Source organism: Pseudomonas sp. SWRI51, from assembly GCF_014268825.1.
GTDB classification, from domain to species: domain Bacteria; phylum Pseudomonadota; class Gammaproteobacteria; order Pseudomonadales; family Pseudomonadaceae; genus Aquipseudomonas; species Aquipseudomonas farsensis.
The window spans coordinates 21,620-47,973 of record NZ_JABWRG010000029.1; the positions used below are offsets into that span (position 1 = coordinate 21,620).

The window sequence follows — 26,354 nt, forward strand, 5'->3', positions numbered from 1 at the left end:
ACGCAAGGTTCGGAAAATGGCTCAGGGTTATGAAATTATTTTTTCGGCGGCGATCAACGCTCACCCGGTAGCCGCTTCGACCGACACCCAGTAGCGAGTAAACCTGCGCACCTTCACCGGCAGCGCCACTTCGAGCATGGCCAGAATCCGCTCGCTGTCGGCAAGCGGGTAGGACCCGGAAATGCGCAAGTCAGCCACCTGCTCACTGCACCCCAGTTGCCCCAGCCGATAGCGCGAAAGCTCGGCAATGAAGTCGCCCAGGCGCATCTGCGCCACCACCAGCATGCCGTCCACCCACGCAGCGCGGTTCGGGTCCAGCGGTGCGATGGCCTGCCAGCTGCCGGTGGCGAAGCGCGCCTGATGCCCCGCCAGCAGCGACCGCCCGGCCACCTGTGCACTGCCGCTGAAGACCGAGACCAGGCTGAACCCGTCGAACTGGCGCACGTTGACCCGGCCGCTCTGCACTTGCAGCTCGCCCTGGGCTGTTTGCAAACGCAATGGCCGTGGGTCGTTGGCCGCTTCGAGCAGCAGTTCGCCCTCTTTGAGCCGCACCAGCCGCTGCTGGCCGTCGAAGCGCACATCGGCTGCGCTGCGGGTGTTCAGGTGCAGCTGGCTGCCGTCGTCCAGGGCCAGGCGGCGGCGCTGCCCGACTGGGCTGCGGTAGTCCGCCATCAGCCCCGGCAACGGGTTGTGCTGCTGCAGGCCAAGGCCGGTGGCACTGGCCACTCCCACCAGCAACAGCGCCTTGAGCGCACGGCGCCGGGCCGGGGAGGGCGGGGCCTGCAAGGTGGCGTGCACCACCGGCGAAGCCACCCCGCGCAGGCGGCCATTGACCTGCTGAATGTGCGCCCAGGCGCGTTGGTGCTCGCTGTCGGCATGCAGCCAGTGTTCCAGCGCCTGTTGCTGGTCGAAGCTTTCGTCCTGGGATTCCAGCAGCCAGTGCACCGCCTGTTGCGCCACTTGGGGCGAAAATGGGGTGTTCACAGGGCGAAGTAGCAGCGCAGCGCTGCCTTGTGCAGGTAGCGCTTGACGGTGGCCAGCGAAATGCCCAGCTCGCGGGCGATCTCGCCCTGGCCCAAGCCATCGACCTGGGCCAGCAGGAAGGCCCGCTTGACCAGCGGCGCCAGGCCATCGAGCAGGCGGTCCAGCTCCAGCAGGGTTTCGAAGATCAGCGCTTTGTCTTCTTCGCTCGGCGCCACGTGCTCGGGCACCTGCGCCAGTGCCTCAAGGTAGGCACGCTCCAGCTCCTGGCGGCGAAAGTGGTTGCACAGCACGCGCTTGGCGACGGTGGTAAGGAACGCGCGTGGCTCGACCAGTTGCGGCGCTTCACGCGCTTGCAGCAGGCGCACATAGGTGTCCTGCGCCAGGTCTGCCGCGCTGTGCGGGCAGCCCAGGCGGCGCTTGAGCCAGCCGGTCAGCCAGCTGTGGTGCGCAAGGTAGAGGCCTTCAACGGTAGAGGTCAGGGCGCTGGACACCGAGGAAACTCCGGCGCCTGCTGGCGCAACTGGAAGTAAGAATTGTTCGCATTATATTCGTCGTCTCAGGCTGTCCGCTACCCCCGCGTTCATCGCCGGGCTTTGCTTATGAGAATTGAAATCATTATTATTGATGCCCCTTTACCCGGACCCCCGCGATGAACCGCAAAGCCGCCGGACTTCCCTTGAGCTATCGCCTGGCCGTGGCCTCGCGCTGCCTTGCCGCCTGTGTCGGTGGCTATGTGCTGGCCGCGCAGGTCAGTGTCAGCGGTGCGCTGCTGCTGCCCATGGCCCAGGTCGACGCTGCGCTGACCGGCATGCTGCTGTCGTTCGTGTTTCTGCTGCTGGCGTTCATCTGGTGCTTTGCCTGTAGCAATGCCTGGCGCGCCTGGGCCGGGGTGTTGCTGCCAAGCCTGGCGCTGGGGCTGGTCAACGGGCTGGTCTACTGGATGAAAACCCCATGAAAGAGGGCTTTCGCCAAGCCATGGCATGGCTGCACACCTGGACGGGCTTGATCTTCGGCTGGCTGCTGTTTGCCATCTTCCTCACCGGCACGCTTGCCTACTTCAAGGAAGAAATCAGCCACTGGGCCAAGCCTGAAGTGCATAGCCACCCGCTCGATGCCGAGCGCAGCCTGGCCATGGCCCAGCGCTACCTTGAGGCCAATGCCGGCACTTCCAGCAACTGGCTGATCCGCCTGCCCAGCGAGCGTGAACCGGCCCTTAGCGTCGGTTGGCGCGACCCTCAGGGGCAAGGCCGGCGCGGTTTTGTGCGTAAAGAGCTGGATGCTGCCAGCGGCGCCGAGGTGCAGGCCCGTGAAAGCCGGGGTGGCGACTTTTTCTACCGCTTCCATTTCGAGCTGCAGATGCCCTATCCGTGGGGCCGCTGGCTGGCCAGTTGCTGCGCGTTCGTCATGCTGCTGGGGCTGGTCACCGGCATCATTACCCACAAGAAAATCTTCAAAGAGTTCTTCACCTTCCGCCCCGGCAAGGGCCAGCGCTCCTGGCTTGATGGGCATAACGCCATCGGCGTGCTGGCGCTGCCGTTCCACCTGATGATCAGCTACAGCAGCCTGGTGATCTTCATGTACATGGTGATGCCGGCCGGCATCCTTGCCAGCTACGGCAACAGCGGCGGCTATTTCGATGAACTGTTTGGCCGTGACGAAGTGCCCGAGGCGGCTGGCGAGCGGGTGCCACTGGTGCCTTTGCCGCAGTTGTACGCCAAGGTCCAGCAGCAGGCCCCCGGCGCGCGCATGGGTTTCATCCAGGTGCACAACCCTGGTGATCGCAATGCGCGGGTGAGCCTGGCGCGCGCCGCAGCCGACAGCGTCGCCTACAAGCGCAGCGCCAACTGGACGTTCGACGGCACCAGTGGCGCGCTGCTGACCCAAGGCGCGCCGGAAAGCGCGGCGATGATGACCGCGTTCACTTTCGTCGGCCTGCACATGGGCAATTTTGCAGGCCCTGGGCTGCGTTGGTTGTACTTCGTGTTTGGCATTGCCGGCACGGCGGTGATCGGCACGGGCCTGGTGATGTGGCTGGGCAAGCGCCAGCTCAAGCATGCCAAGAGCGCGCACATGCCCGGTGAGTTGCGCCTGGTCGAGGTGCTCAACATCGCCAGCATGAGCGGCCTGTTGCTGGGTGTGGCGGCGTTCTTCTGGGCCAACCGGCTGCTGCCGCCTGCGCTCGAAGGCCGCGACGGCTGGGAAATCGACAGCTTCTTCACGCTGTGGGCGCTGGCTTTGCTGCATGCCGCGTTGCGCCCGGGCCGCCGAGCCTGGGGCGAGCAACTGGCGCTGGGCGCCTTGGCCTTTGGCCTGTTGCCGCTGCTCAATGCACTGACCACCGGGCAGGGCCTCAACCATTCGCTCGCCGTGGGCGACTGGGCCATGGCCGGGTTCGACCTTACGGCGCTGGGCACCGGTCTGTTCCTCGCCTGGGCGGCGGGCAAGATGCTGCGTGCACCCAAGGTGGTGGCCAAACGCGCCGCAAAAGGTGACAAGCGCACAGCCCTGGAGGCGCAGTGATGCTGGCCTTCGCCCTGATCGGTTTTGCCGGGTTTGCCAGCCTGTGCCTGGCCATGGAAAAACACTTCAACGAACTGCTCAAACGCAAGCCCACGGCCGTTCAGCGCAAGGCCCTGCGCGTGGCTGGCTGGGCGTTGCTGCTGGTGTCGCTGCTGCTGGCTGTGCAGGTGCGCGGGCTGGCGTTGGGGCTGGTGGAGTGGGTTGCGGTATTGATGGCCGGCGTCACCTTGTGGGTGTTCGGCCTGCCTTACCAGCCACGGCTGTTGCTCGCGGCGGCTGCGGCCAGCTGTGTACTCGGGCCGCTGCTGGCCGTGCTTGCGCTATGACAACATGAGCGACCCTTTGCACGACAGCGGCCGGGCGCGGTTTGTCGAGGTATTTACCGCCCAGCGCGCGCGCATGGAGGCGCTGGTCAACCGGCGCATCGGCTGCCGCGCCACTGCCTCGGATCTGGTGCAGGACTTGTTCCTGCGCTTTTGGCGGCGCCCCGACGTCAAGGTCGAAGCCCTCGATACCTACCTGTTGCGCAGCGCCAGCAACCTGGCCATCGACTACCTGCGCAGCGAAGGCGCGCGCGACCGGGTTACCGAAGGCCTGTTGCACCATGACGACGAACCCGCAGCGCAGGCACCCGAGCAGGCGCTGGAGGTCGACCACGACCTGCAGTGCATTGAGGCCGCCTTGCGCGCCTTGCCCGAACGCACCCAGCAGATCTTTTTGCTCAACCGCATCCATGGTTGCACCTATGGCGAAATCGCCAAGGCCATGCAGCTGTCCCAGAGCGCCGTAGAAAAGCATATGATGCGCGCCCTTGAAGCGTGCAAGGCCAGCGTCGCCGAACCCGCCCGCTCACCCCGCCTGCCTGGGAGCGCCCGTCGATGAGCCTGGAAACGCCGATCACCGCCGAACAGTCGCAAGCGGCGTTGCGCTGGCTGGGGCGCAATCGCCAGCAGCCGGGGCAGGCCGAAAGCGCGGCGTTCAAGCGTTGGCTGTTGCAGCACCCGGCCCATCGGCAGGCCTATGCCGAGGCCGAACAGCTGTGGCAGCAGACCCAAGCCCCGGCCGCCCGGCTGGCCGCCGAGCAGCAGGCCGATCTGCAGCATTACCTCGACGCCATGCGCCGCCCACCGCGCACCCGCCAGTGGCCGCGTATTGCGGTAGCGGCGTGCCTGGTACTGGGGCTTGGCAGCGCGGCAGGCTGGCAGCCGCAGTTCTGGCTGCAGGACCTGCGCGCCGATTACACCAGCGCCGAGCAGGTGCGCCAGGTGACCCTGGCCGATCAGTCGCAACTGACCCTGGATGCCGGCAGCGCGGTCGCTGTGGATTTCGACCACGGCGAGCGGCGCGTCACTTTGTTGCGCGGGGCTGTGTTCTTTCAGGTGAGTCACACCGGTGAGCCGTTCGTGGTGCAGGCCAATGCGGGTGAGGTGCGCGTGTTGGGTACCCAGTTCGAGGTGCGCGAGCACGGTGACGGCGCCCAGGTGACGGTGCGTAGCGGGCGGGTGGCGGTGACCCCGCATCCGGGCGCGCAAGCGGCGCTGCTGACGGCTGACCAGCAGGTGCGTTACGCAGCTGGTGTTGCAGGGCCGGTGGGCAAGGTCGACAGCGAAGGCCAATTGGCCTGGCGGCAAGGCTGGCTGAATTATTACCAGGTGCCCTTGGGGCAGGTGGTCGAAGACCTGCGGCGCTATTACCCGGGGCGCATTGTGTTGCTTGATGATGAATTGGCACAGCGCACAGTCAGCGGCAGCTTCCCGGCGGGCGAACCGATGCAGGCCCTGGACTCGTTGGGCCAGGTGCTGGGTTTTTCCCGGCATACCCTGCTTGGCCGGTTGACCGTGCTGCGCTGAGCCAGCCTGCGGCTTTGTGTAGGAGCGGCCTTGTGTCGCGAAAGGGGCGCGCAGCGGCCCCAATATCTCGGCTTCATGCAAAATCGCCGGGGCCGCTACGCAGCCCTTTCGCGACACAAGGCCGCTCCTACAGGGCTACGTTGCTGGTGTCAGCCTGCAAAAAAATCAAAAAGCCGGTGAGGTATCCGCCAACGGCATCCGTGTAGTGAGTGAAAGTGCGATTCATTCGCAACCGATTATTCCCTTCTCAGGTCAGCGTCCATGAAGTTCACCCCGCGTTGCGTCCCGCTCTGGTTCGGCCTCAGCACTTTGTCCGTCCTGCCCATGGCGCCCCAGGCGCTGGCCGCGCAGCAGAGCCAAGCGTATGCCTTCGCCCAGCCGAGCCTGCCGCTGGCCCAGGCGCTCAATGCCTTCAGCCGTGCCACCGGGCAGAGCGTGGTGTACACCCTGGCACTGCCAGAGCAACAAGCACCGGCGCTCAACGGCTCGTTCAGCGCCGAGCAGGCACTGCAACAATTGCTTGGCAATTCCGGCCTGACCTGGCGCCGCCTGGATGCGCGCACCTTGACCCTGGACGCCGCTGAAACCGGCGCAGCCCTCAACCTGCAGGCGATCAACATCACCTCGCAGCAGGATGAATACAGCTACCAGCCGCCCGCCACGGCGTCGATCATGCGCGGCCAGGGCCCGAGCCTGGAGATCCCACACGCCATCAACGTGGTGCCGGCCCAAGTGCTGCGCGACCAGGCCCCGCGCAACCTGGACGATGCGCTGTACAACGTCAGCGGCATCACCCAGGGCAACAACTTCGGCGGCACCGCTGACACCGTCATGAAGCGCGGTTTTGGTGACAACCGCGACGGCTCGATCATGCGCGACGGCATGCCGCTGGTGCAGGGCCGCTCGCTCAATGCCAGTGCCGAGCGGGTCGAAGTGCTCAAGGGCCCGGCCTCGCTGCTGTACGGTATCCAGGACCCAGGCGGGGTGATCAACGTGGTCAGCAAGCGCCCGCAACGCGAGCAGTACAACGCTGTTACCGTGCGCGGCTCGACCTACGGCAGTGGCAAGAACGGCAGCGGCGGCGGCCTGGACAGCACCGGCGCGCTGGGCGAGAGCAACCTGGCCTACCGGCTGATCGTCGACCACGAAGACGAAGACTACTGGCGCAACTACGGCACCCACCGCGAATCGCTGCTGGCGCCGTCGCTGGCCTGGCTCGGCGAGGACACCCAGGTGGTGCTGTCGTATGAGCACCGTGAGTTTCTCTACCCGTTCGACCGTGGCACCGCCTTTGGCAGCAACGGCCACCCGCTGAAGATCCCCGCTACCCGGCGCCTGGACGAGCCCTACAACGATATGGAAGGGCGCTCGGACCTGTACCGGCTGGAAGTCGACCACCAGCTCAGCGACAACTGGAAAGCCCACTTCGGCTACAGCGCCAACCGCGAAACCTACGATGCCAGCCAGGTGCGCGTCACGGCGGTCAACGAGAGGGCTGGCACGCTCACCCGCAACAGTGACGGCACCCACAACGCCATGAGCCGCAACCAGTTCGCGACATTCAGCCTGAACGGCAATGTCGAGTTGGCCGGCATGCGCCATGAGCTGATCGCTGGGGTCGACCATGAGGACCGCAAGGTTTTTCGCGGCGATTTGATCCGTGGTGCGCGCAATACCTCGTTCAGCTACCTGGCCCCGGTTTATGGCCAGCAGGCTGAAGGCACCACCGTTAGCGCCACAGACAGCGACCAGACCGACAAGCTGCGCACCGACTCGCTGTTTGTGCAGGATGCCTGGCACCTCGATGACCACTGGATCGTGGTGGCCGGTGGGCGCTTCCAGCAGTATGACCAGTACGCCGGTCGTGGCCGCCCGTTCAGGGCCAACACCGATACCAGCGGGCAAACCTGGGTGCCGCATGCGGGCCTGGTGTATCAGGTGGATGACCAGCTGTCGTTCTATGGCAGCTACAGCGAGTCGTTCAAACCCAACTCGACCATTGCCCCGTTGAACCAGGCCAGCAGCGGGCCAGCCCGGCCGCTGACCCTGGACTCCGGTTTTGCCCCGGAGCAGGGCAAGGCGTGGGAGGTGGGCGCCAAGCTCGACATGCCCGGCGCCATCACCGGCACCTTGGCGCTGTTCGACATCACCAAGCGCAACGTGCTGGTGTCCAACAGCGACACGGCCACCGGCGGCATTCTGTACAGCGCGGCGGGCGAGGTGCGCTCACGCGGCGTGGAGCTGGACGTCAGCGGCCAGCTCAGCGAGCGCTGGAGCCTGCTGGGCGCTTATGCCTTCACCGACGCCGAAGTGACCGACGACCCTGACTACAAGGGTAACCGCCTGCAGAACGTCGCCCGCAACAGTGGCTCGGTTTCGGCGGTCTACGATTACGGCCGCGTGTTCGGCGGCGACCGCCTGCGCCTGGGCGCCGGCGCGCGCTATGTGGGCGAGCGGGCGGGCAATGCCAACAACGAGTTCGACCTGCCGGCTTACACCGTGGCCGATGCCTTCGCCAGCTACGAGACCAAGCTGGACGACCACAAGGTGCGCTTGCAGTTGAACGTCAAGAACCTGTTCGACAAGGTGTATTACAGCTCGGCGGTGAACCGCTACTTCGTCGCCGTGGGCGATGCCCGGCAGGTGAGCCTGTCGAGTACTTTGGAGTTCTGATTGCCTCCTGATGGGTGTTCCCTTCGCCGCAGGCTGTCGTTAGCTCCCGCAGAGGCCGTGCTCAACCGCAACATTGCTGGTTGTACCCAATCCTGTGGGAAACGATAGAGAGTTGTGGCGAGCGGGCTTGTCCCGCGTTGGGCTGCGCAGCAGCCCTGAAAACCCAAGGGTAATCCTCAGGGCTGCTGCGCAGCCCAACGCGGGACAAGCCCGCTCGCCACAAGGAGATATATCTGGCGAGCACAGGCTCAGCCCCCGAACGCTGCCCGGTATTCGCCAGGCGTGGCGCCCAGCGCCTGCCTGAACCGGTTGCTGAAATGGCTGGCGCTGGCAAAACCGCACGCCAGTGCCACTTGCCCCAGCGCCATGTGGCCAACGCGCAGCAACTGGCAGGCGCGGTGCAGCCGACGCGCCAACACGTACTGGTGGGGCGGCAGGCCGAAGCTTGCGCGGAACATCCGCGCAAAGTGGTATTCGGACAGGTTGCAGCGCAGCGCCAACTCGCCCAGGGTCAGCGGCTGATCGAGGCTGGCCTCGATGTAGTCGACCAGTTGCCGGCGCTGGTGCGGCGCAAGCCCGCCCTTGACCCGCAACCCTTCGCGCCGGCCTGTCTGGTGCAGCACCGCATGGTCGATGATCGCGTGGGCCAGGCTGTTGGTCAGTAGCCGCTCGCCGGGCTCGGCCCAGTTCAGCGCGACCAGTTGGCGAAAGCGCACGGCCTGCTGCGGGTCATCGAGAAAGGTCGCTTCATGCAACTGCATTTCCCGTGGCTCACGGTCCAGCAGGCGGGTGCAGCCCAGGGCGAACTGCGCCTCGCCCACATACAAATGCGCCAGGCGAATCTCGCCGTTGACGATCCAGTTCGACTCATGCCCGGCCGGCATGATGCACAGCTTGTCGGGCGCGCCTTTGTCGGCAGGCTTTTGCCGGCGAAACGTGCCCGTGCCGTCGGCGATGTAGCACGACAGCGTGTGGTGGCTGGGCGCCTGGTAGTCGCGAGCGTCGTTGCGGTTGCTCCACAACGCAGCCGCCAGCCCGTCGCCCAGTTGTGCGCTCAGTTCCAGCTGAGCGTGGGGGGAGGCGTGCATGGCGGTGAAGACTTGCAGGTGGTCGAATGCAGACATGGGCGGATCCTCTGCTGGCCATCCTACTGCGCCTTGGGCCAAGTGGCAGCAGGCAGCGGCGCAAAAGCGCAAGTTTGTGCAAGCGCGGGGGCGGTGCCGCGCAGAGACTGGACGCCTGCGATGGCCCTGGCTCATGGCAAACCTGCCTCCACACCTTGTGGGAGCGGGCTTGCCCCGCGACAGGGCCATAAGCCTGACCAAGGAAGCCTGCCATGAACCTGTCGTTGTACCTGCTCACTGTCCTGATCTGGGGCACCACCTGGATTGCCTTGAAGCTGCAACTGGGCGTGGTCGCCATCCCGGTATCGATCACCTATCGCTTCGCCCTGGCCGGCCTGATCCTGTTCGCCATCCTGCGGCTGACCCGGCGCCTGCAACCGATGAATCGGCGCGGCCACATGATCTGCCTGGCCCAAGGGTTGTGTCTGTTCTGCATCAACTTCATGTGCTTTCTCACCGCCAGCCAGTGGATCGCCAGCGGCCTGATCGCTGTGGTGTTTTCCACTGCCACGCTTTGGAATGCGCTGAATGCGCGGATTTTCTTCGGCCAGAAAATTGCCGCCAATGTGCTCGGCGGCGGCGTGCTGGGCCTGCTCGGGCTCGGGCTGTTGTTCTGGCCCGAGCTCAGCCACCACAGCGCCAGCCGCGAGACGCTGTACGGCCTGGGCCTGGCACTGCTCGGCACGCTGTGCTTCTCGGCGGGCAACATGCTGTCCAGCGTGCAGCAGAAGGCCGGCCTCAGGCCGATGACCACCAACGCCTGGGGCATGGCCTACGGCGCGGCGATGCTGGGCCTGTATTGCCTGGTCAGCGGCATACCGTTCGATATGGAGTGGAACACTCGCTATGTAGGGTCGCTGCTGTACCTGGTGATTCCGGGCTCGGTGATTGGCTTTACCGCCTACCTGACCCTGGTCGGGCGCATGGGGCCGGAGCGTGCGGCGTACTGCACGGTGCTGTTCCCGCTGGTGGCGCTGAATGTGTCGGCCGTGGCGGAGGGGTATGTGTGGACGGCACCGGCGCTGCTGGGGCTGGTGGTGGTGATGGCGGGTAACGTGCTGGTGTTTCGCAAACCGCGCGCCAGGGTAGCAATGCCCGCCCCGGCGCGTTGAAGCCGGTTCAGCCTTTCCACACCTGCGGGTTGACCAAGTCCTGTGGCCGCTCGCCCAGCAGGGCGGCGCGCAGGTTGTCCAGCGCCCGGTTGGCCATGGCTTCGCGAGTTTCGGCAGTGGCCGAGCCAAGGTGCGGCAGGGTCAGGGCGTTGGGCAGCTTGAACAGCGGCGAATCGCTCAACGGCTCTTTTTCATAGACATCCAGGCCCGCACCGCGAAGGGTGCCGTTTTGCAGGGCCTCGATCAGCGCCGCCTCATCCACCACCGGGCCACGGGCGATGTTGATCAGGAATGCACTGGGCTTCATCAGCTTCAGTTCACGCGCGCCGATCAGCTTGCGCGTGGCGTCGGACAGCGGCACCACGATGCACACGAAGTCAGCCTCGGCCAACAGCTGGTCCAGGCTGCGGTACTGGGCGCCAAGCTCCTGTTCAAGGGCAGCCTTGCGGCTGTTGCCGGCGTACAGGATGTTCATGTTGAAACCGAAGCGGCCGCGGCGTGCCACGGCCGCGCCGATGTTGCCCAGGCCGACGATGCCCAGGGTCTTGCCGTGCACGTCGCTGCCAAAGTGCGCAGGGCCGACGGTGGCTTGCCACTGGCCAGCCTTGGTCCAGGCGTCCAGCTCGGCGGTGCGCCGCGCGCAACCCATGATCAGGGCAAAGCCCAGGTCGGCGGTGCTTTCGGTGAGCACGTCGGGGGTGTTGGTGAGGGCGATGCCGCGCTCGTTGAAGTAGTCCAGGTCGTAGTTGTCGTAGCCGACCGACACGCTGGACACCACCTCCAGCTTGCCCGCACCTTCCAGTTGCGCCCGGCCAAGCTTGCGGCCGACGCCGATCAGGCCGTGGGCGTGGGGCAGGGCTTCGTTGAACTGGGCGTTGATATCGCCCTGTTTCGGGTTGGGCAGAATGACGTTGAAGTCTTGCTGCAGGCGCTCGGCCATGGCCGGGGTGATACGGCTGAAGGCCAGGACGGTCTTTTTCATCGGGCTGCTTCTCTGCAAGGCGGGGAACGAAGTCGGGCAGAAAAGCGGGGCCGCTGTGCGGCCCTTTCGCGACACAAGGCCGCTCCTACAGGTGGCGCAGGACTTGTAGGAGCGGCCTTGTGTCGCGATGGAGGGCAAAGCCCTCCCGTGGCCCTGTCTGCCAGACGCTGGGGTCAATGCATAGCAACCTACCATTGTCCCCACCCTCAATGCAGCAGCTTTTTCAGTTGGCGATGTGCAGTTCGTGGGTCTTGAGGTCGGCTTCGTTGGCGGCAAGAATTTCCGGCAGCGAGTTGCGCAGGTATTCGACCCAGGTCTTGATCTTGGCATCCAGGTATTGCCGCGATGGGTAGATGGCGTACAGGTTCAGCTCCTGCAAGCGGTACTCCGGCAGAATCCGCACCAGGCTGCCATCGCGCAGCCCCTCGATGGCTGTGTAGATCGGCAGCACACCCACACCCATGCCGCTGCGGATCGCGGTCTTCATGGCGTCGGCCGAGTTCACCTGGAACGGCGAGTTGGTGATGTTGACCACCTCCTGGCCTTCCGGGCCGTCGAATAACCACTTTTCCAGCGGGATCACCGGGCTGACCATGCGCAGGCAGGCGTGCTTGAGCAGATCCGAGGGCTTTTGCGCAAAACCGTGGCGGGCCACGTAGGCGGGGGCGGCACAGACAATGCTGTAGGTGATGCCCAGGCGCTGCGAAACGAAGCCTGAGTCGGGCAGCTCGGTGGCCAGCACGATGGACACGTCGTAACCCTCTTCGAGCAGGTCGGGCACGCGGTTGGCCATGGTCAGGTCGAAGGTGACATCAGGGTGCGAGTCGCGGTAGCGGGTAATGGCATCGACCACGAAATGCTGGCCGACGCCGGTCATCGAATGCACCTTCAACTGCCCGGCGGGGCGGGCGTGGGCATCGCTGGCCTCGGCTTCGGCCTCCTCCACATAGGTGAGAATCTGCTCGCAGCGCATCAGGTAGCGCTTGCCTGCCTCGGTCAGCGCAATGCGCCGGGTGGTGCGGTTGAGCAGGCGGGTTTGCAAGTGGGCTTCCAGGTTGGAGACCGCTCGCGACACGTTCGCGGTGGTCGTATCCAGTTGCGCCGCGGCAGCGGTAAAGCTGCCGAGCTGGGCTACGCAACTGAAAGCACGCATGTTTTGCAGGGTGTCCATGGGTCACTCTCGGTTTAGAGGACAAAATTGTGACATGAAGTAACGCGATTGAACGTGCGACTAAAGCCGGATTATCGCTGTTTTGGTAACAAAGATTCGCAGGAATATACGCTTATCGCCAATCAAACCCGCCCCTAGAATTGCCCGGCCCCTTCACCTCTTCCTCGGGAAATCGCCGCTGTGCCGCGTCGCAACATCGGAGCGCTCCGGGCGCTCAGTGCCTGTGTTTTAAGTTTGACCTTGAGCGGCTGTATCGGAACCTGGGGGATTGCCCCGCAAAGTACGACAATCCAGGCCAACCAGCTGGCCACCGACCACGCCATCCGCGAAGCGGTCGGTGATGCCCACTGGCCCGTGCGCCAGTGGTGGCGCGCCTATGGCGATGCGCAACTGAATGACTGGCTGGCCCAGGCCCTGGCCGGCAGCCCGAGCCTGGCCATGGCCGCTGCACGGGTACGCCAGGCGCGGGCAATGGCGGGGGTGGTCGAATCGGCTGAGCAGTTGCAGGCCAACGGCGAGGCCACCCTCAAACGCCACAATTGGCCCGAGGATCAGTTCTACGGCCCTGGCGCGCTGTCCGGCGCCAACACCTGGGACAACAACGCAGCCATCGGTTTCAGCTACGCGCTTGACCTCTGGGGCCGGGAGCGCAACGCCAGCGAGCAGGCGTTGGACCAGGCCCACATGAGCGTCGCCGAGGCCCGCCAGGCGCAGCTTGAGCTTGAGAACAACGTGGTGCGCAGCTATATCCAGCTCAGCCTGCACTATGCCCGGCGCGATATCGTCAAGGCGCAGTTGGCCCAGCAGGAACAGATTGTCGCCTTGGCCAAGCGGCGCCTGGACGGCGGCATCGGCACGCATTTCGAAGTCAGCCAGGCCGAAGCGCCGCTGCCCGAAACCCATCGCCAACTCGACAGCCTCGACGAAGCGATTGCCCTGGCCCGCAATCAGCTCGCCGCCTTGGCCGGCAAAGGCCCGGGGGCGGGCAGCCAGTTGCAGCGCCCGGCCCTGGCGCTTGGCGCAGCGCTGGAACTACCTTCGAGCCTGCCCGCCGAACTGGTCGGCCAGCGCCCCGATGTGGTCGCCAGCCGCTGGCAGGTTGCTGCCCAGGCGCGCGGCATCGACGTCGCCCATGCCGGGTTCTTTCCTAACGTCGACCTGGTCGGCAGCCTGGGTTTCATGGCCACCGGCGGCGGCCCGCTGGAGTTTCTGACCGGGCGCAAATTCAACTACAACGCAGGCCCCGCCATCAGCTTGCCGATCTTCGATGGCGGCCGCCTGCGCGCACAACTGGGCGAGGCCGCCGCCGGGTATGACCTGGCAGTGGCGCACTACAACCAGACCGTGGTCGGCGCGTTGAAGAACATTTCAGACCAGCTCATCCGCCGCGAGTCAATGAATGCACAGGCGCACTTTGCCGCCCAAAGCGTGGCCGCCGCGCAGAAAACCTACGACATCGCCACCGTGGCCTTCCAGCGCGGCCTTACCGACTACCTCAATGTGCTCCAGGCGCAGACGCTGCTGTTCCGCCAGCAGCAGGTGCAGCAGCAGGTGCAGGCGGCGCGGCTGATCGCCCACGCAGAGTTGGTAACTGCACTGGGCGGTGGCCTGCAGGCCGGCAGCGACGTGCCCGACCAGCAGCATCAGGAGGCGCCGCCAACCCCGCCGGCGCTGACCCTGCTCGACCGTACAGGCCACGCCCGATGAGCACCCTGAGCTTACCGCTGCGTTGGCTGCACAGCCTGGAATGGCGCCGGGGCTTTTTTGCCTGGGCGCGCACCGACGGCGTGACCTGGGTGTATATCTTCAAGGTGCTGGCGGCGGCGTTCATCACCCTGTGGCTGGCCATGCGCCTCGAGCTGCCGCAGCCGCGCACGGCAATGATCACCGTGTTCATCGTCATGCAGCCGCAAAGCGGCCATGTGTTCGCCAAGAGTTTCTACCGGGTGCTGGGCACCTTGGCAGGTTCGGCGATGATGGTTGCGCTGATTGCCATCTTCCCGCAGAACACCGAGCTGTTTTTGCCCAGCCTTGCGCTGTGGGTGGGGCTGTGTTCGGCCGGGGCCATGCGCTACCGCACCTTCCAGGCCTATGGCTTCGTGCTGGCCGGCTACACGGCGGCGATGATCGGCCTGCCGGTGTTGCAGCACCCCGACCAGGCCTTCATGGCCGCGGTGTGGCGGGTGCTGGAGATTGCCTTGGGGATTCTGGTGTCCACCTTTGTCAGCGCCGCGATCTTGCCGCAGTCGGCCAGCGCCGCCATGCGCAACGCCTTGTACCAGCGCTTTGGCACCTTTGCCGGGGTGGTGGTCGAGGCCCTGCGCGGCGACAGCCAACGCGACCGTTTCGAAACCAGCAACCTGCGTTTTGTTGCCGAAGCGGTGGGCCTGGAAAGCCTGCGCAACGTCACCGCCTTCGAAGACCCGCACATGCGCCGGCGCTCCGGGCGGCTGGTGCGCATGAACAGCGAGTTCATGGCCATCACCACCCGCTTCAACGCCTTGCACCGGCTGCTTGAACGCCTGCGCGCGCGCGGGCCGGTGCAGATTGTCGGGGCCATCGAGCCGGGCCTTGCGACCTTGGCCGAGCTGCTCGAACCCTACGTTGGCCGCGCGCTCACCGATGCCGATGCGCTGCGCCTGACGTTGGAGCTGGGCAGTTACAAGGAAGGCTTGCAGGCCCAGGTACGCGGGCTGCGCGCCGAGTACCTGCAAACCGGCCCGAGCGAGGCGGAGTTGCTCGATTTCCATACCGCCTTCGAGTTGCTGTACCGCTTCATCGACGAGATGTACAGCTACGCCGAAACCCACGCCTCGCTGGCCGCCCACAGCCACGCCCGCGAGCAGTGGGACGAGCCCTATGTGGCGCAGACCAGCTGGCTGGTGTCGCTGGCCGCAGGGCTTCGCGCCTCGGCGGTGCTGTTGCTGCTGGGCAGTTACTGGCTGCTCAGCGACTGGCCCAGCGGCGCCATGATGACCCTGATCGCGACCGTTACCGTGGGCCTGTCGGCGGCATCGCCCAACCCCAAGCGCATGGCCTTCCAGATGGCCTGCGGCACGGCAGTTGGGGCGTTTGTCGGCTTCTTCGAAACCTTTTTCGTGTTCCCCTGGATCGACGGTTTCCCGCTGCTGTGCATGGTGCTGGCGCCGGTGTTCACGCTGGGCGCGTTCCTGGCCTCGCGCCCGGCCTATGCCGGTTACGGGCTGGGGTTGCTGGTGTTCTTCGCCATCGGCTCGGTGCCAAACAACCTCACCGTGTATGACCCCTACGCGTTTATCAATGACTACATCGGCATGGTCATCGGCATGTTCGTCTGCGCCGCTGCCGGGGCGATCATTCTGCCGCCCAACAGCCGCTGGCTGTGGAGCCGCCTGGAGCAGGCGCTGCGCGAACAGGTGCTGTTTGCCATCAGTGGGCGCCTGCGCGGCCTCGGCTCGGCCTTCGAAAGCCGTACCCGCGACCTGCTGCACCAGGCATATGGCCTGGCTGCCGGGCAGCCGAAGGTGCAAAGCGAGCTGATGGGGTGGATGTTCACTGTGCTGGAAATCGGCCACGCGGTCATCGAGCTGCGTAAAGAGCAGGAGCGCGCGCCGGTGCACCCGGCCTATGCCCAGAGCCAGCCCTGGCGCCAGGCGATCCGCGTGATGGGGCGGGCGCTGGCGCGGCTGTTCCTGCAACCCAGCGCCAGTAACCACGAGCGCGCGCTGGTGGCGGTTGACCACGCTATCAGCCGCGTGCAGGCCACCGACGAGCCCTTCGCCCGGCACTTCGATACCTCGGTGCTGCGCCGGGTGCAGAGCTACCTGCACTTCATCCGCACCGCCCTGCTTGATCCGCAATCGCCCCTGGCTCCGGCCCAAGGACTGCACCATGCCCCGTGAAATCGCCTTCCATGGCGTGTACATGCCGACCATGACCTTGATGTTCCTGTTTGCCCTGGGCCTTGGCTGGGGGTTGGACCGGTTTATCGCAAGCCACGACGGCTATCGCTTCTTCTGGCACCCGGCGCTGTTGCGCCTGTGCCTGTTCGTCTGCCTGTTCGGCGCCTTGGCGCTGTCGCTCTACTGGTGAGAAACCTTCGATGAAAAAGTTCTTCAGCCTGATCGCCACCTTGCTGGTGCTGACCGCAGCCGTGGTGATTGGCCGGCAGTTGTGGCTGCACTACATGACCACCCCGTGGACCCGCGACGGGCGGGTGCGCGCCGATATCATCAACGTCGCCGCCGATGTGCCGGGCTATGTGGTGGAGGTGCCGGTCAAGGACAACCAGCGGGTCAAGAAGGGCGAGGTGCTGATCCGCATCGACCCCGAGCACTACCAACTGGCGGTGGAGCAGGCCAAGGCGCTGGTGGCCTCGCGCAAGGCCACTTGGGAGATGCGCAAGGTCAATGCGCGGCGCCGCGCCGACATGGACAACCTGGTCATCTCCAGGGAGAACCGCGATGACGCCAGCAACATCGCCAATTCGGCGCTCGCCGACTACCAGCACGCCCAGGCCGAGCTCGCTGCCGCCGAGCTGAACCTCAAGCGCACGCAGATCATCGCCACCGTCGATGGCTATGTCACCAACCTCAACGTGCACAAGGGCGACTACGCACGCACTGGCGAGGCGGTCATGGCGGTGGTGGATGAGCAGTCGTTCTGGGTGTATGGCTTCTTCGAAGAAACCAAGCTGCCCCATGTAAAGGTGGGTGATCAGGCCGAATTGCAGATGATGAGCGGCGAACGCCTGAGCGGCCACGTAGAGAGCATCGCGCGCGGCATCTACGACCGCGACAACCCGCAAAGCCGCGAGCTGATCGCCGACGTGAACCCGACGTTCAACTGGGTGCGGTTGGCGCAGCGGGTGCCGGTGCGCATTCATATCGACGAAGTGCCCGAGGGGTATCTGCTGGCCGCGGGCACCACCTGTACGGTGGTGGTGAAGCAAGGCGGGGAGTGACCGAGAATTCGCCTTCTTTCAATGTTCATTAAATGGTCTTTATATCGATCATTAAATGGTTTAATGGTCGTTTTGTAGATCATTTTGTTGCGATAATCCTTGCGTAGCCCATACTGGTGCAATGCCTGAGGAGAGTCCTGCATGTCAAAACGTACCTACTCGCCTATCACTCAGAGCGCTTTGCAGCTCTTTAGCCAACTCATCGCCCTCAAGCGTCGTGAAAGAGGGTTGACCCAACAAAATCTCGCAGAGCGGCTCGGCGTGACTCGAGGCACGCTGCGCCGCCTGGAAGCAGGTGATCCAAAATGCGAGATCGGTCTTTTTTTTGAATTGGCCTACTTGCTCGGTATCCATTTGTTCGACGCGCCGGAGCGTTATCAAAGCCTGGCTATCAGCATTCAAGACAAGCTGGCAGTGCTGCCCACACGTGTGCAGAAAACCAGGCAAGAGGTAGACAATGACTTCTGACACGACGCCCTGCTTCGTTTGGGCCTGGCTGCCGGGTTCCAGTCTTCCAGTGGTAGCTGGGCGTTTGGTCCGGCAGGCTGATGACAGGTTCGGCTTTATCTACGGTCGCAGCTATTTGGCCAACCCCCGCGCGATAGCACTCAACTCTCTGGAACTGGGCCTGAGCTCCGAACTGATAGAGCCGCCAGACGGGATGAAGCTGGCGAGCGGTATTCGTGACGCATCGCCAGACGCCTGGGGGCGGCGCGTGATCATCAACCGGCTATACGGCAAGGCGGGTCTGGCGGCCTATGATCAGGATCTGGACGAGCAGACCTACATGCTTGAGTCTGGTTCGGATCGCATTGGCGCGTTGGATTTTCAGACTTCCGCCAGCCACTACGTTGCACGAAGCAATGACAACGCCACGCTTGAGGAATTGCTCAATGCGGCGAGTCTGGTTGAGCAAGGCATACCCCTTACCCCTGAACTGGATCAGGCGCTGCGGCATGGTTCATCCATTGGCGGGGCAAGGCCCAAAGCGCTTATCCAGGAGCATGAACGCAAGTACGTGGCAAAATTTTCTGCCTCCGGTGACACCATCAGTGTGGTGAAGTCCGAGTTCATCATGATGCGTCTTGCGCGGCTGTCAGGGCTGAATGCGGCACCGGTCAAGCTAGAAAAGGTATTGGGCAAGGATGTGCTGCTGATTGAGCGTTTCGACCGGGTCAAGCTCGACGATGGGTGGGCGCGTCGGCTCATGGTTTCTGCACTGACTCTGCAAGGGTTGGACGAGATGATGGCTCGTTACACCAGCTATGAGGCGTTGACCCATGTGATCCGCAGGGACTTTCACGATCCGCGCGTCGATCTGCGTGAACTGTTCGCAAGGCTGGTATTCAACGTGCTCTGTGGGAACACAGATGATCATGCGCGTAACCATGCGGCGTTTTTTGATGGACAGGCCTATAGCTTGACCCCTGCCTACGATATTTGCCCGCAGAGTCGTTCGGGGAACGTGGCAAGCCAAGGTATGTTGATTCTTGGGCAGGCCAATCAGAGCCAGATAGCGTTGTGCCTCAATGCTGCGCACTTGTTCTTGCTCGACCGAGTGCAGGCTCGTGAGATTGTCATCGGGCAACTGGAAAATATTGCATTGCACTGGTCAGCGATTTGCCTGGAGGCGTCCATAAGCAATGTCGACCAGAATGTGCTGGCCACCCGTCAGATGCTCAACCCCTTTGCCTTCGAAAACTTGCCGGATCAGGATATGGACATTGCCCGATTGGCAGAGCGTATACGCCCTCAGTTGCTGGCGACTGCGCTTGCTTGAGTGCCGGCAGATCAACGGGGATCGTCAGCAACACCCACCAAAACCGGCACCTGCACCCGGTCGATCACCTTGGCGCTGATCGACGGGTCGAGCAGCCGCCCAAGGCGTGACAGGTGGCGGTGGCCCATGATGATCAGCTCGCATTCGAGCGCCTGTGCCTTGTCGATGATCGCCTCGGCCGGTTGGCCTGTCGCCATGCAGCCGACGGCCTCGAAGCCTGCTTCGCGCAGGTTGGCGACGGCGAAGGCTACCGCGCGCTCGGCCAGTTGTTGTTCGTCACAGGCGGCGGGGTACTCCTCCAGTTCCTGCTCGGTGTAGGCCTTGGGCTGGTGGTGCACGGCGAAGGTGCTGTCGATGGCCAGCAACACGTGCAGGCTGTGCTCGCCGGGGCGGCAGTAGCGTCGTGCAAGGTCTAGCAGGCTGGCCGAGGCGGGGGAGGCGTCGATGGCAATCAGGACGTGTGGCATGGGGGATCCTTGTTGGCAGTGGCGGCCTGTCGCGGGGCAAGCCCTCTTCTACAAAGTCCAGGCGCTCGCCAGCGTGGGAGCGGGCTGCCCCGCGACAGGGCCGCTAAAGGCTGACCCATAACCAGCCCAAGATAAATGGCCCGCCACGCACGGCGGCATTGCGTCTGACGCAATCCGGCAACCTGCTACCATCGCGTTTCCCACAGCAGTCACGGAACACCCGCCATGCAACTCCCGGACATGAACCTGCTGGTCGCCCTCGATGCCCTGCTCGACGAAGGCAGTGTGGTGGGCGCAGCCCAGCGCATGAACCTGAGCCCGGCAGCCATGAGCCGTACCTTGGGGCGCATCCGCGATGCCATGGGCGACCCGATTCTGGTCCGCGCTGGCCGCGGCCTGGTGCCGACGCCACGGGCGCTGGCGCTGCGTGATCAGGTGCGGCTGCTGGTGGAGCAGGCTGGGCAGGTGTTTCGCAGCGGCGATGAGGTCGACCTGGCCAACCTCGACCGGGCGTTCAACATTCGCACCAATGACCTGTTCATCGCCCTGTATGGGGCGCGGCTGCTGCACATGATGCTTGCCGAAGCACCGAACACGGTGTTGCGCTTTGTGCCCGAGCATCAGGGTGATGACGACCTGGTGCTGCGCCATGGGCAGATCGACCTGGTGGTCAGCTCGAGCATCGAGCTTGGGCCTGAAATAAAGGTGCAGAGCCTGTTCGATACTTGGTTCGTTGGCTTGGCGCGGGCCGACCACCCGATCTTCGATGGGCCAATCACCCCCGAACGTTTTGCCAGGTACCCGCAGATCAGCGTGTCGCGGCGCGGGCGGGCCAATGGGCCGATCGATGTGGAGCTGGGCAACTACGGCGTGCACCGGCGGGTAGCGCTGATCACCCCGAGTTTTCATTCAGCGATGTTCTCGTTGCCGGAGTCGGACCTGATTCTGCCGATGCCGGCGAACATCCTCGGCAGCGTGGCCAAGTTCGGCCTGCCGCTGCGCGCGTTCGAGATCCCGGTGCCGCTGGAGAAGGTGCGGGTGATGCAGGCCTGGCATCCGCGCTTTGACAACGACCCCGCGCACCGATGGTTGCGCAGGATGTTGAAGGCTTGCTGTGGTAGCGAGACCTGAAGGGGCTGCTTTGCAGCCCATCGCAGGCTATCGCCAGCTCCCACAGGTTCAAGGCAAGGCCCTGATATTGCGACTGTGCGCGGTCCCTGTGGGAGCTGGCGACAGCCTGCGATGAGGCGAGAACAGGACTGCCAATCAAATCCGTGGGAGCGGGCTTGCCCCGCGATCCAGGCGACGTCGATCCAAGGTGGATTGCGTCTGGCGCAACATAAACCTGCCAATAAGTCGCTTTCCGTCATCATTCGACCTTCTTAGACTTCCCCCAGCCGAAAATTTGTTGCTGGAGATGTCATCCCATGAGTTCCCTGACCCCACCCTCTGCCGCGCCCGCTGCGCCTGTGCAGGCGGCGTTTGGCCTGCAGGTGGTGGTGGGGCTGTTCGGCGTGCTGCTGGCGGTGCTCTGCGCCGGCCTCAACGAGTCTGTGACCAAGATTTCGCTCAACGATATCCGTGGCGCGATGGGCATCGGCGCCGATGAGGGTGCCTGGCTGCTGGCCGCCTACAGCGCAGCCTCGGTCTCGGCCATGGCCTTTGCGCCGTGGTTGGCCACCACCTTTTCACTGCGCCGTTTCACCCTGTGCGCGGTGGCCCTGTTTGCCCTGCTTGGCCTGCTGCAACCCTTCGCCCCCAACCTGCACAGCCTGATGCTGCTGCGCGTGTTGCAGGGCTTCGCCTCCGGGGCCTTGCCGCCCATGCTGATGAGCGTGGCGCTGCGCTTTCTGCCGCCAGGCATCAAGATCTACGGCCTGGCCTGCTATGCCCTGACCGCTACCTTCGGGCCCAACCTCGGCACCCCGCTGGCCGGGTTGTGGACCGAGTACGTTGGCTGGCAGTGGGCGTTCTGGCAGATCATCCTGCCGTCGCTGCTGGCGATGCTTTGCGTCGCCTGGGGCCTGCCCCAGGACCCTCTGCGCCTGGAACGCTTCAAGCAGTTCGACTGGCGCGGCGTGCTGCTGGGCCTGCCGGCCATCAGTTGCACCGTGCTCGGCTTGTCGCTGGGCGACCGCTGGGGTTGGTTCGATTCGCCGCTGATCTGCTGGCTGCTGGGCGGTGGTGGGCTGTTGCTGGTGCTGTTTCTGTACAACGAATGGTCCGAACCGCTGCCGTTCTTCCAATTGCGCATGCTGTCGCGGCGCAACCTGAGCTTTGCCTTGCTGACCCTGGCCGGGGTACTGATCGTGCTGTCTGGCACGGCCAGCCTTCCTTCGGCCTACCTGGCCCAGTTGCACGGCTATCGCCCGGCGCAGACCAGCCCCTTGATGATGCTGGTGGCCATGCCGCAGTTGCTCGCCCTGCCGCTGGCCGCTGCGCTGTGCAACATCCGCGCGGTGGACTGCCGCTGGGTGCTCGGCGTGGGCCTGGCCATGCTGGCGGCCTCGTGCGTTGGCAGCAGCCTGCTGACATCCCAGTGGATTCGCGGCGACTTCTACCCGTTCTACCTGCTGCAAGTGTTCGGCCAGCCGATGGCAGTGCTGCCGCTGCTGATGCTCTCGACCAACGGCATGAGCCCCCAGGAAGGCCCGTTCGCCTCGGCCTGGTTCAACACGGTCAAGGGCCTGGCAGCGGTGATTGCCGGTGGCCTGATCGAGGCCGTTGGCACCTTGCGCCGGCATTTTCATTCCAGCCACCTGGTCGACAGCCTGGGCAATGCGCCGCTGCTGGATGACCACGCGGCGGGCCTGGCCAAGCGCATCCATGACCAAGCCCTGGTGCTGACCTCTGCCGACCTTTACCTGGTGATGGCGGGCATCGCCATTGCCCTGATCTGCCTGATTCCCTTCGTGCCCACCCGGGTCTACCCGCCCCGTGCGGTGGCCTGAGCCTGTGGATGAATTCGAGAAAAGCAAAATGACCCAGAAACGTAAAACCCTGTTTATCGGCGCGGTGCTGGCTGTTGCCGTGCTGGCCGCCATCGCCGGCCCCTGGCTGTTTGGCAGCGACCACCACCAGAGCACCAACGATGCCTATGTCAGCGCCGACTACACAGTGGTCGCGCCCAAGGTTGCGGGCTTTATCAAGGAGGTGCTGGTTGAGGATAACCAGCAGGTCAGCGCCGGCCAGTTGCTGGCCACCATCGATGCCCGCGACTACCAGGCCGCCCTCGATGCGGCCGAGGCGCAGTTGTTGGTGGCCAAGGCGCAGAGCCTGGATGCCCGCGCTACCTTGGATCGCCAGGCCGCGCTGATTGCCCAGGCGCAAGCGGCGGTGAACGCCGCGGCTGCTGAAGTGGCCTTTGCCGACCATGAAGTCGGGCGCTACAGCCGCCTGGCCGAGCAGGGCGCCGGCACCGTGCAGAACGCCCAGCAAGCGCGCAGCCGGGTCGACCAGGCCCGCGCCCGGCTGGCCAACACCCAGGCGGCGCTGCTGGCGGCGCGCAAGCAGGTGGATGTGCTCAGCGCCCAGGTTGCCAGCGCCGATGGCCAGCTCAAACGCGCGGAGGCCGGGCTTGAAAAGGCGCGCCTGGACGTGTCGTACACCCGCATCACCGCACCGGTGGATGGCATGGTCGGCGAGCGTGCCCTGCGCGTTGGTGCGTATGTAAACCCGGGGGCGCGGTTGCTCTCGGTGGTGCCATTGGCGCAGGCGTACATCGTTGGCAATTTCCAGGAAACCCAGCTGACCCATGTGCAGCCGGGGCAGCCGGTGAGCATCAGCGTCGATACGTTTGCGGGTGAAAAACTGCACGGCCATGTGCAGAGCATCGCCCCGGCCACCGGGGTGACGTTTGCGGCGGTGAAGCCTGACAACGCCACTGGCAACTTCACCAAGGTGGTGCAGCGTATTCCGGTGAAGATCGTCTTCGATGATGGGCAGCCGTTGCTTGAGCGCTTGCGAGTGGGTATGTCGGTGGAGGCGACCATAGACACCGGGGGGGATTTGGTGGATGGCAAAGAGGTGAGTGCGCGATGAGTGGGCTGCGGATGTGTGATCGTGCCGAGATTGCTGGGGCTGCGGCGCAGCCCTTTCGCGGCACAAGGCCGCTCCTGCAAGGGATCGCGGTCGCGTGGGCTGCTCCCATACTGCTCGTCGGCTGCACCCTCGGCCCCGATTTCCAATCCCCTGCCAGCCAGGCCCCGCAAAACTGGGCTGCGCTACAAGCCCAGGCCGCGGCCAGCCAGCCGGTCGCCGAACCGTTGGAGCTGCGCTGGTGGGACAGCTTCCATGATGCCCAACTCAGCGCCCTGATCGAAAAGGTCGCCCAGCGCAACCTCGACCTGCAGATGGCCAGCGCGCGCCTGCTGCAAAGCCGCGCCATACGTGGCACGGTGGCCGCCGACCAAGCGCCTTCGGTGGATGCCGACGCCGGCTACAGCCGCGCCCGCAACAGTGCCCAAGGCTTGAGCGACCCGTCTGGCAACGCGGGCAAAAAGGCCTACAACTTGTGGCAGGGCGACCTGGTTGCCGGTTGGGAGCTGGACCTCTGGGGCCGCGTGCGGCGCCAGGTCGAGGCCGCCGATGCCAGTGTCGAGGTGGCCGAGAACGACCGCCGTGGCGTGCTGCTGGCGCTGCTTGCAGAGACCGCCGGTGATTACATCCAGTTGCGCGCCGTGCAGCATACGTTGCAGGTGACCGAGGACAACCTCAAGGTGGCCCGGCACAGTCTGAAGCTGTCCGAAGACCGTCAGGCCGAAGGCGTCGCCACGCGTCTGGACGTTGCCCAGGCCAGCGCCCAGGTTGCTTCGATCGAAGCGCGGCTGCCCAGCCTTGAAGCCCGCCGCGACGACCTGATCAACGCGCTGAGCCTGCTGGCTGCCGAGCCACCGCGCAGTTTGCAGGGCCTGTTGCAGCCAGGCGGCGAGCTGCCGGCGCCGCAGCAGCGCTTTGCCATTGGCGTGCCGTCGGAGCTTGCGCAGCGCCGGCCCGATATCCGCCAGGCCGAGGCGCGGCTGCATGCCGCCACTGCCAGTATCGGCGTGGCCAAGGCTGACTTCTACCCGAGCATTCGGCTGTCGGGCAGCGTCGGTTTTCAGGCCATGCAGCTGTCGGACTTCGGCGCCTGGGATTCGCGCCGCTTCGCCTTCGGCCCGCAACTGTCGCTGCCGCTTTTCGAAGGTGGGCGGCTCAAGGGCACCTTGCAACTGCGCGAGGCGCAGCAGCAGGAAGCGGCGCTGAATTACCGCAAGGTGGTGCTGGGGGCGTGGCATGAAATCGACGATGTATTGCGGTTGTACAACGCCAGCCAGCTGCGCCGCGACCACTTGGCCGAAGCCGTGCGGCAGAACCGTATCGCGCTTGAGACCGCGCAGCGCCAGTACGTGGAAGGGGCGGTGGATTTCCTCAACGTGCTGTCCGTGCAATCGGCGCTGCTGGCCAGCGAAGAGCAGTGGATCGACAGCTCGGCGGCTGTTTCGCAGGCCTTGGTTGGCCTGTACAAGGCGCTCGGTGGTGGGTGGCAGGCCTTCGACAAGGCCTGAAGGCCATCGCGGGGCAAGCCCGCTCCCACAGTGCTGCTGAGTTTCAGGGGGCTGATCAAGCCTGCTCGGGCCTCATCGCAGGCTGTCGCCAGCTCCCACAGAGACCGCGCCAAGCCACAATATGGCGGCCTGACCCAGACGCCTGTGGGAGCTGGCGACAGCCTGCGATGAGGCCCGAGCAGGCATCATCCAAATGCATGCACGTGTCGGGGGGGCTTGCCCCGCGGTGCCTCAGAGCGGGCGCAGCAGGCCGAAGCGTTTGCGCAATACCCAGTCCAGCACGCGCTGCGGCAGCAGCCTGGCAATCAGCGGTAGCGCCGTGCTGCCATTGCCAATACGCACCAGCGCCGGCACCGGCGACTTGCGCGTAGCGGCCAGCAGCCCTTGGGCGAAGACCGCGGCAGGCGTAGGCCGGTCCTGCGAGGCCCGCGCCCGAGCCTGTACCTGCTCACGCAGTGGCCACCACGGCGAATCGGTCGCCAGCACCTGCTCGGCCTGTTGCTGCGCATTGCTGGCAAACTGCGATTCAATCGCCCCTGGCTGTACTTCCATCACTCGGATGCCAAACGGCGCCAGCTCCAGGCGCAGGGCATCGCTCAGCCCGTGAACGGCAGCCTTGGACGCGCAATACGCCCCGGCGAACGGGGTCACCAGCACCCCCGACACGCTGCCGATGTTCACCACCAGCCCACGTGAACGGCGCAGGTGCCCGAACAGCGCGCGGGTGACGCCAACCACGGCGAACACGTTGGTTTCGAATTGCTGGCGCATGGCCTCGACGCCGCCATCGAGCAGCGGGCCCATGGCGCCGTAGCCGGCGTTGTTGATCAGGATGTCCAGTTGCGGCAGTTCCTCGGCCAAGTGGGCGAGGGCCTCGGCGTCGTTCACATCCAGTTGGCGGGCGGTGAAGCCTGCGGCGTTCAGTTGGTCGACATCTTGCGGCTTGCGGGCGGTAGCCCAGACCTGGTGGCCGGCATCGCGAAAGGCGTGGGCCAGGGCGCGGCCAATGCCGCTGGAACAACCGGTGATAAGAACGGTGGGCATTGGCTGGGCCTGTGTGGGTTGGTTGGAGGTGCTGTGGGCGATTCCATGGTTTCAAGCAAGTAGCTTTTGATCGTGTAGGAGCGGCCTTGTGTCGCGATGGGCTGCGAAGCGGCCCCAGGATTCGTGCCTCATGCAGAATCGCCGGGGCTGCTTCGCAGC

The 26,354-nt window shown here is 64.9% G+C and carries 24 protein-coding genes; 17 read left to right on the forward strand and 7 right to left on the reverse strand.

Annotated features, from left to right (window positions below):
* Positions 1-60: 60 nt before the first annotated feature.
* Together HU720_RS11565 and HU720_RS11570 are read right to left on the reverse strand one after the other, a co-directional pair.
* Entirely contained in the window at positions 61-984 is a 924-nt protein-coding gene (locus tag HU720_RS11565) for a FecR domain-containing protein (protein ID WP_186520060.1), read from the reverse strand.
* On the reverse strand, positions 981-1,475 hold the full coding sequence (locus HU720_RS11570; RefSeq protein WP_186520061.1) for a sigma-70 family RNA polymerase sigma factor: 495 nt from the start codon (positions 1,473-1,475) through the stop codon (positions 981-983). The genes HU720_RS11565 and HU720_RS11570 overlap by 4 nt, the downstream gene beginning before the upstream one ends.
* Positions 1,476-1,633: 158 nt before the next feature.
* Between HU720_RS11570 and HU720_RS11575 the strand changes: the two genes are divergently transcribed.
* The 6 genes from HU720_RS11575 (at position 1,634) to HU720_RS11600 (ending at position 8,027) form a co-directional block, all read left to right on the forward strand.
* Positions 1,634-1,939 carry a DUF3649 domain-containing protein gene (locus tag HU720_RS11575; protein WP_186520062.1) on the forward strand — a complete coding sequence of 102 codons (306 nt, stop codon included), beginning with the start codon at positions 1,634-1,636 and terminating at the stop codon, positions 1,937-1,939.
* On the forward strand, positions 1,936-3,504 hold the full coding sequence (locus HU720_RS11580; protein WP_186520063.1) for a PepSY-associated TM helix domain-containing protein: 1,569 nt from the start codon (positions 1,936-1,938) through the stop codon (positions 3,502-3,504). Before HU720_RS11575 ends, HU720_RS11580 begins: the two co-directional genes overlap by 4 nt.
* Complete coding sequence (locus HU720_RS11585; RefSeq protein WP_186520064.1) at positions 3,504-3,830, forward strand: DUF3325 domain-containing protein; 327 nt, start codon at positions 3,504-3,506, stop codon at positions 3,828-3,830. Before HU720_RS11580 ends, HU720_RS11585 begins: the two co-directional genes overlap by 1 nt.
* Before the next feature lie 4 nt (positions 3,831-3,834).
* The gene (locus tag HU720_RS11590; protein WP_186520065.1) at positions 3,835-4,386 is read left to right on the forward strand and encodes a sigma-70 family RNA polymerase sigma factor; all 552 of its coding nucleotides are present in this window, start codon (positions 3,835-3,837) and stop codon (positions 4,384-4,386) included.
* On the forward strand, positions 4,383-5,354 hold the full coding sequence (locus HU720_RS11595; RefSeq protein WP_186520066.1) for a FecR family protein: 972 nt from the start codon (positions 4,383-4,385) through the stop codon (positions 5,352-5,354). The genes HU720_RS11590 and HU720_RS11595 overlap by 4 nt, the downstream gene beginning before the upstream one ends.
* A gap of 261 nt (positions 5,355-5,615) precedes the next feature.
* Positions 5,616-8,027 (forward strand): TonB-dependent receptor, encoded by a 2,412-nt coding sequence (locus HU720_RS11600; protein ID WP_186520067.1) that lies wholly within the window; start codon positions 5,616-5,618, stop codon positions 8,025-8,027.
* A 248-nt stretch (positions 8,028-8,275) separates the two neighbouring features.
* Here HU720_RS11600 and HU720_RS11605 read toward each other — a convergent pair whose 3' ends face one another.
* The gene (locus HU720_RS11605; protein WP_186520068.1) at positions 8,276-9,151 is read right to left on the reverse strand and encodes an AraC family transcriptional regulator; all 876 of its coding nucleotides are present in this window, start codon (positions 9,149-9,151) and stop codon (positions 8,276-8,278) included.
* A 212-nt stretch (positions 9,152-9,363) separates the two neighbouring features.
* Between HU720_RS11605 and HU720_RS11610 the strand changes: the two genes are divergently transcribed.
* Positions 9,364-10,263: a DMT family transporter gene (locus HU720_RS11610; RefSeq protein ID WP_186520069.1), complete on the forward strand. Its 900-nt coding sequence runs from the start codon at positions 9,364-9,366 to the stop codon at positions 10,261-10,263.
* Between the two features lie 7 nt (positions 10,264-10,270).
* Here the strand turns inward: HU720_RS11610 and HU720_RS11615 are convergent, their stop codons facing one another.
* Together HU720_RS11615 and HU720_RS11620 are read right to left on the reverse strand one after the other, a co-directional pair.
* Entirely contained in the window at positions 10,271-11,245 is a 975-nt protein-coding gene (locus tag HU720_RS11615; RefSeq protein WP_186520070.1) for a D-glycerate dehydrogenase, read from the reverse strand.
* A gap of 223 nt (positions 11,246-11,468) precedes the next feature.
* A complete protein-coding gene (locus HU720_RS11620) occupies positions 11,469-12,416 on the reverse strand; it encodes a LysR family transcriptional regulator (RefSeq protein ID WP_186520071.1) in 948 nt (315 codons plus the stop codon).
* A gap of 180 nt (positions 12,417-12,596) precedes the next feature.
* Here HU720_RS11620 and HU720_RS11625 point away from each other — a divergent pair, with 180 nt between their 5' ends.
* The 6 genes from HU720_RS11625 (at position 12,597) to HU720_RS11650 (ending at position 19,138) form a co-directional block, all read left to right on the forward strand.
* Entirely contained in the window at positions 12,597-14,123 is a 1,527-nt protein-coding gene (locus HU720_RS11625) for an efflux transporter outer membrane subunit (protein WP_186520072.1), read from the forward strand.
* Positions 14,120-16,297: an FUSC family protein gene (locus HU720_RS11630; protein WP_186520073.1), complete on the forward strand. Its 2,178-nt coding sequence runs from the start codon at positions 14,120-14,122 to the stop codon at positions 16,295-16,297. Before HU720_RS11625 ends, HU720_RS11630 begins: the two co-directional genes overlap by 4 nt.
* The gene (locus HU720_RS11635; RefSeq protein ID WP_186520074.1) at positions 16,287-16,487 is read left to right on the forward strand and encodes a DUF1656 domain-containing protein; all 201 of its coding nucleotides are present in this window, start codon (positions 16,287-16,289) and stop codon (positions 16,485-16,487) included. The genes HU720_RS11630 and HU720_RS11635 overlap by 11 nt, the downstream gene beginning before the upstream one ends.
* Before the next feature lie 10 nt (positions 16,488-16,497).
* Complete coding sequence (locus tag HU720_RS11640; protein WP_186520075.1) at positions 16,498-17,358, forward strand: HlyD family secretion protein; 861 nt, start codon at positions 16,498-16,500, stop codon at positions 17,356-17,358.
* Between the two features lie 141 nt (positions 17,359-17,499).
* Positions 17,500-17,826 (forward strand): helix-turn-helix transcriptional regulator, encoded by a 327-nt coding sequence (locus HU720_RS11645; RefSeq protein WP_186520076.1) that lies wholly within the window; start codon positions 17,500-17,502, stop codon positions 17,824-17,826.
* A complete protein-coding gene (locus HU720_RS11650) occupies positions 17,816-19,138 on the forward strand; it encodes a HipA domain-containing protein (RefSeq protein WP_186520077.1) in 1,323 nt (440 codons plus the stop codon). Before HU720_RS11645 ends, HU720_RS11650 begins: the two co-directional genes overlap by 11 nt.
* Before the next feature lie 11 nt (positions 19,139-19,149).
* Here HU720_RS11650 and HU720_RS11655 read toward each other — a convergent pair whose 3' ends face one another.
* The gene (locus HU720_RS11655; protein ID WP_186520078.1) at positions 19,150-19,605 is read right to left on the reverse strand and encodes a universal stress protein; all 456 of its coding nucleotides are present in this window, start codon (positions 19,603-19,605) and stop codon (positions 19,150-19,152) included.
* Between the two features lie 225 nt (positions 19,606-19,830).
* Between HU720_RS11655 and HU720_RS11660 the strand changes: the two genes are divergently transcribed.
* From HU720_RS11660 to HU720_RS11675, 4 genes are all read left to right on the forward strand, one after another.
* Positions 19,831-20,736: a LysR family transcriptional regulator gene (locus tag HU720_RS11660; protein ID WP_186520079.1), complete on the forward strand. Its 906-nt coding sequence runs from the start codon at positions 19,831-19,833 to the stop codon at positions 20,734-20,736.
* Positions 20,737-21,032: 296 nt separating this feature from the next.
* Complete coding sequence (locus tag HU720_RS11665; RefSeq protein ID WP_186520080.1) at positions 21,033-22,556, forward strand: MFS transporter; 1,524 nt, start codon at positions 21,033-21,035, stop codon at positions 22,554-22,556.
* A gap of 28 nt (positions 22,557-22,584) precedes the next feature.
* Positions 22,585-23,646 carry an HlyD family secretion protein gene (locus HU720_RS11670; protein WP_186520081.1) on the forward strand — a complete coding sequence of 354 codons (1,062 nt, stop codon included), beginning with the start codon at positions 22,585-22,587 and terminating at the stop codon, positions 23,644-23,646.
* 11 nt (positions 23,647-23,657) lie between these two features.
* Complete coding sequence (locus HU720_RS11675; protein WP_238337686.1) at positions 23,658-25,151, forward strand: efflux transporter outer membrane subunit; 1,494 nt, start codon at positions 23,658-23,660, stop codon at positions 25,149-25,151.
* A 231-nt stretch (positions 25,152-25,382) separates the two neighbouring features.
* Here HU720_RS11675 and HU720_RS11680 read toward each other — a convergent pair whose 3' ends face one another.
* Complete coding sequence (locus tag HU720_RS11680) at positions 25,383-26,195, reverse strand: SDR family oxidoreductase (RefSeq protein ID WP_186520082.1); 813 nt, start codon at positions 26,193-26,195, stop codon at positions 25,383-25,385.
* Positions 26,196-26,354: the final 159 nt, after the last annotated feature.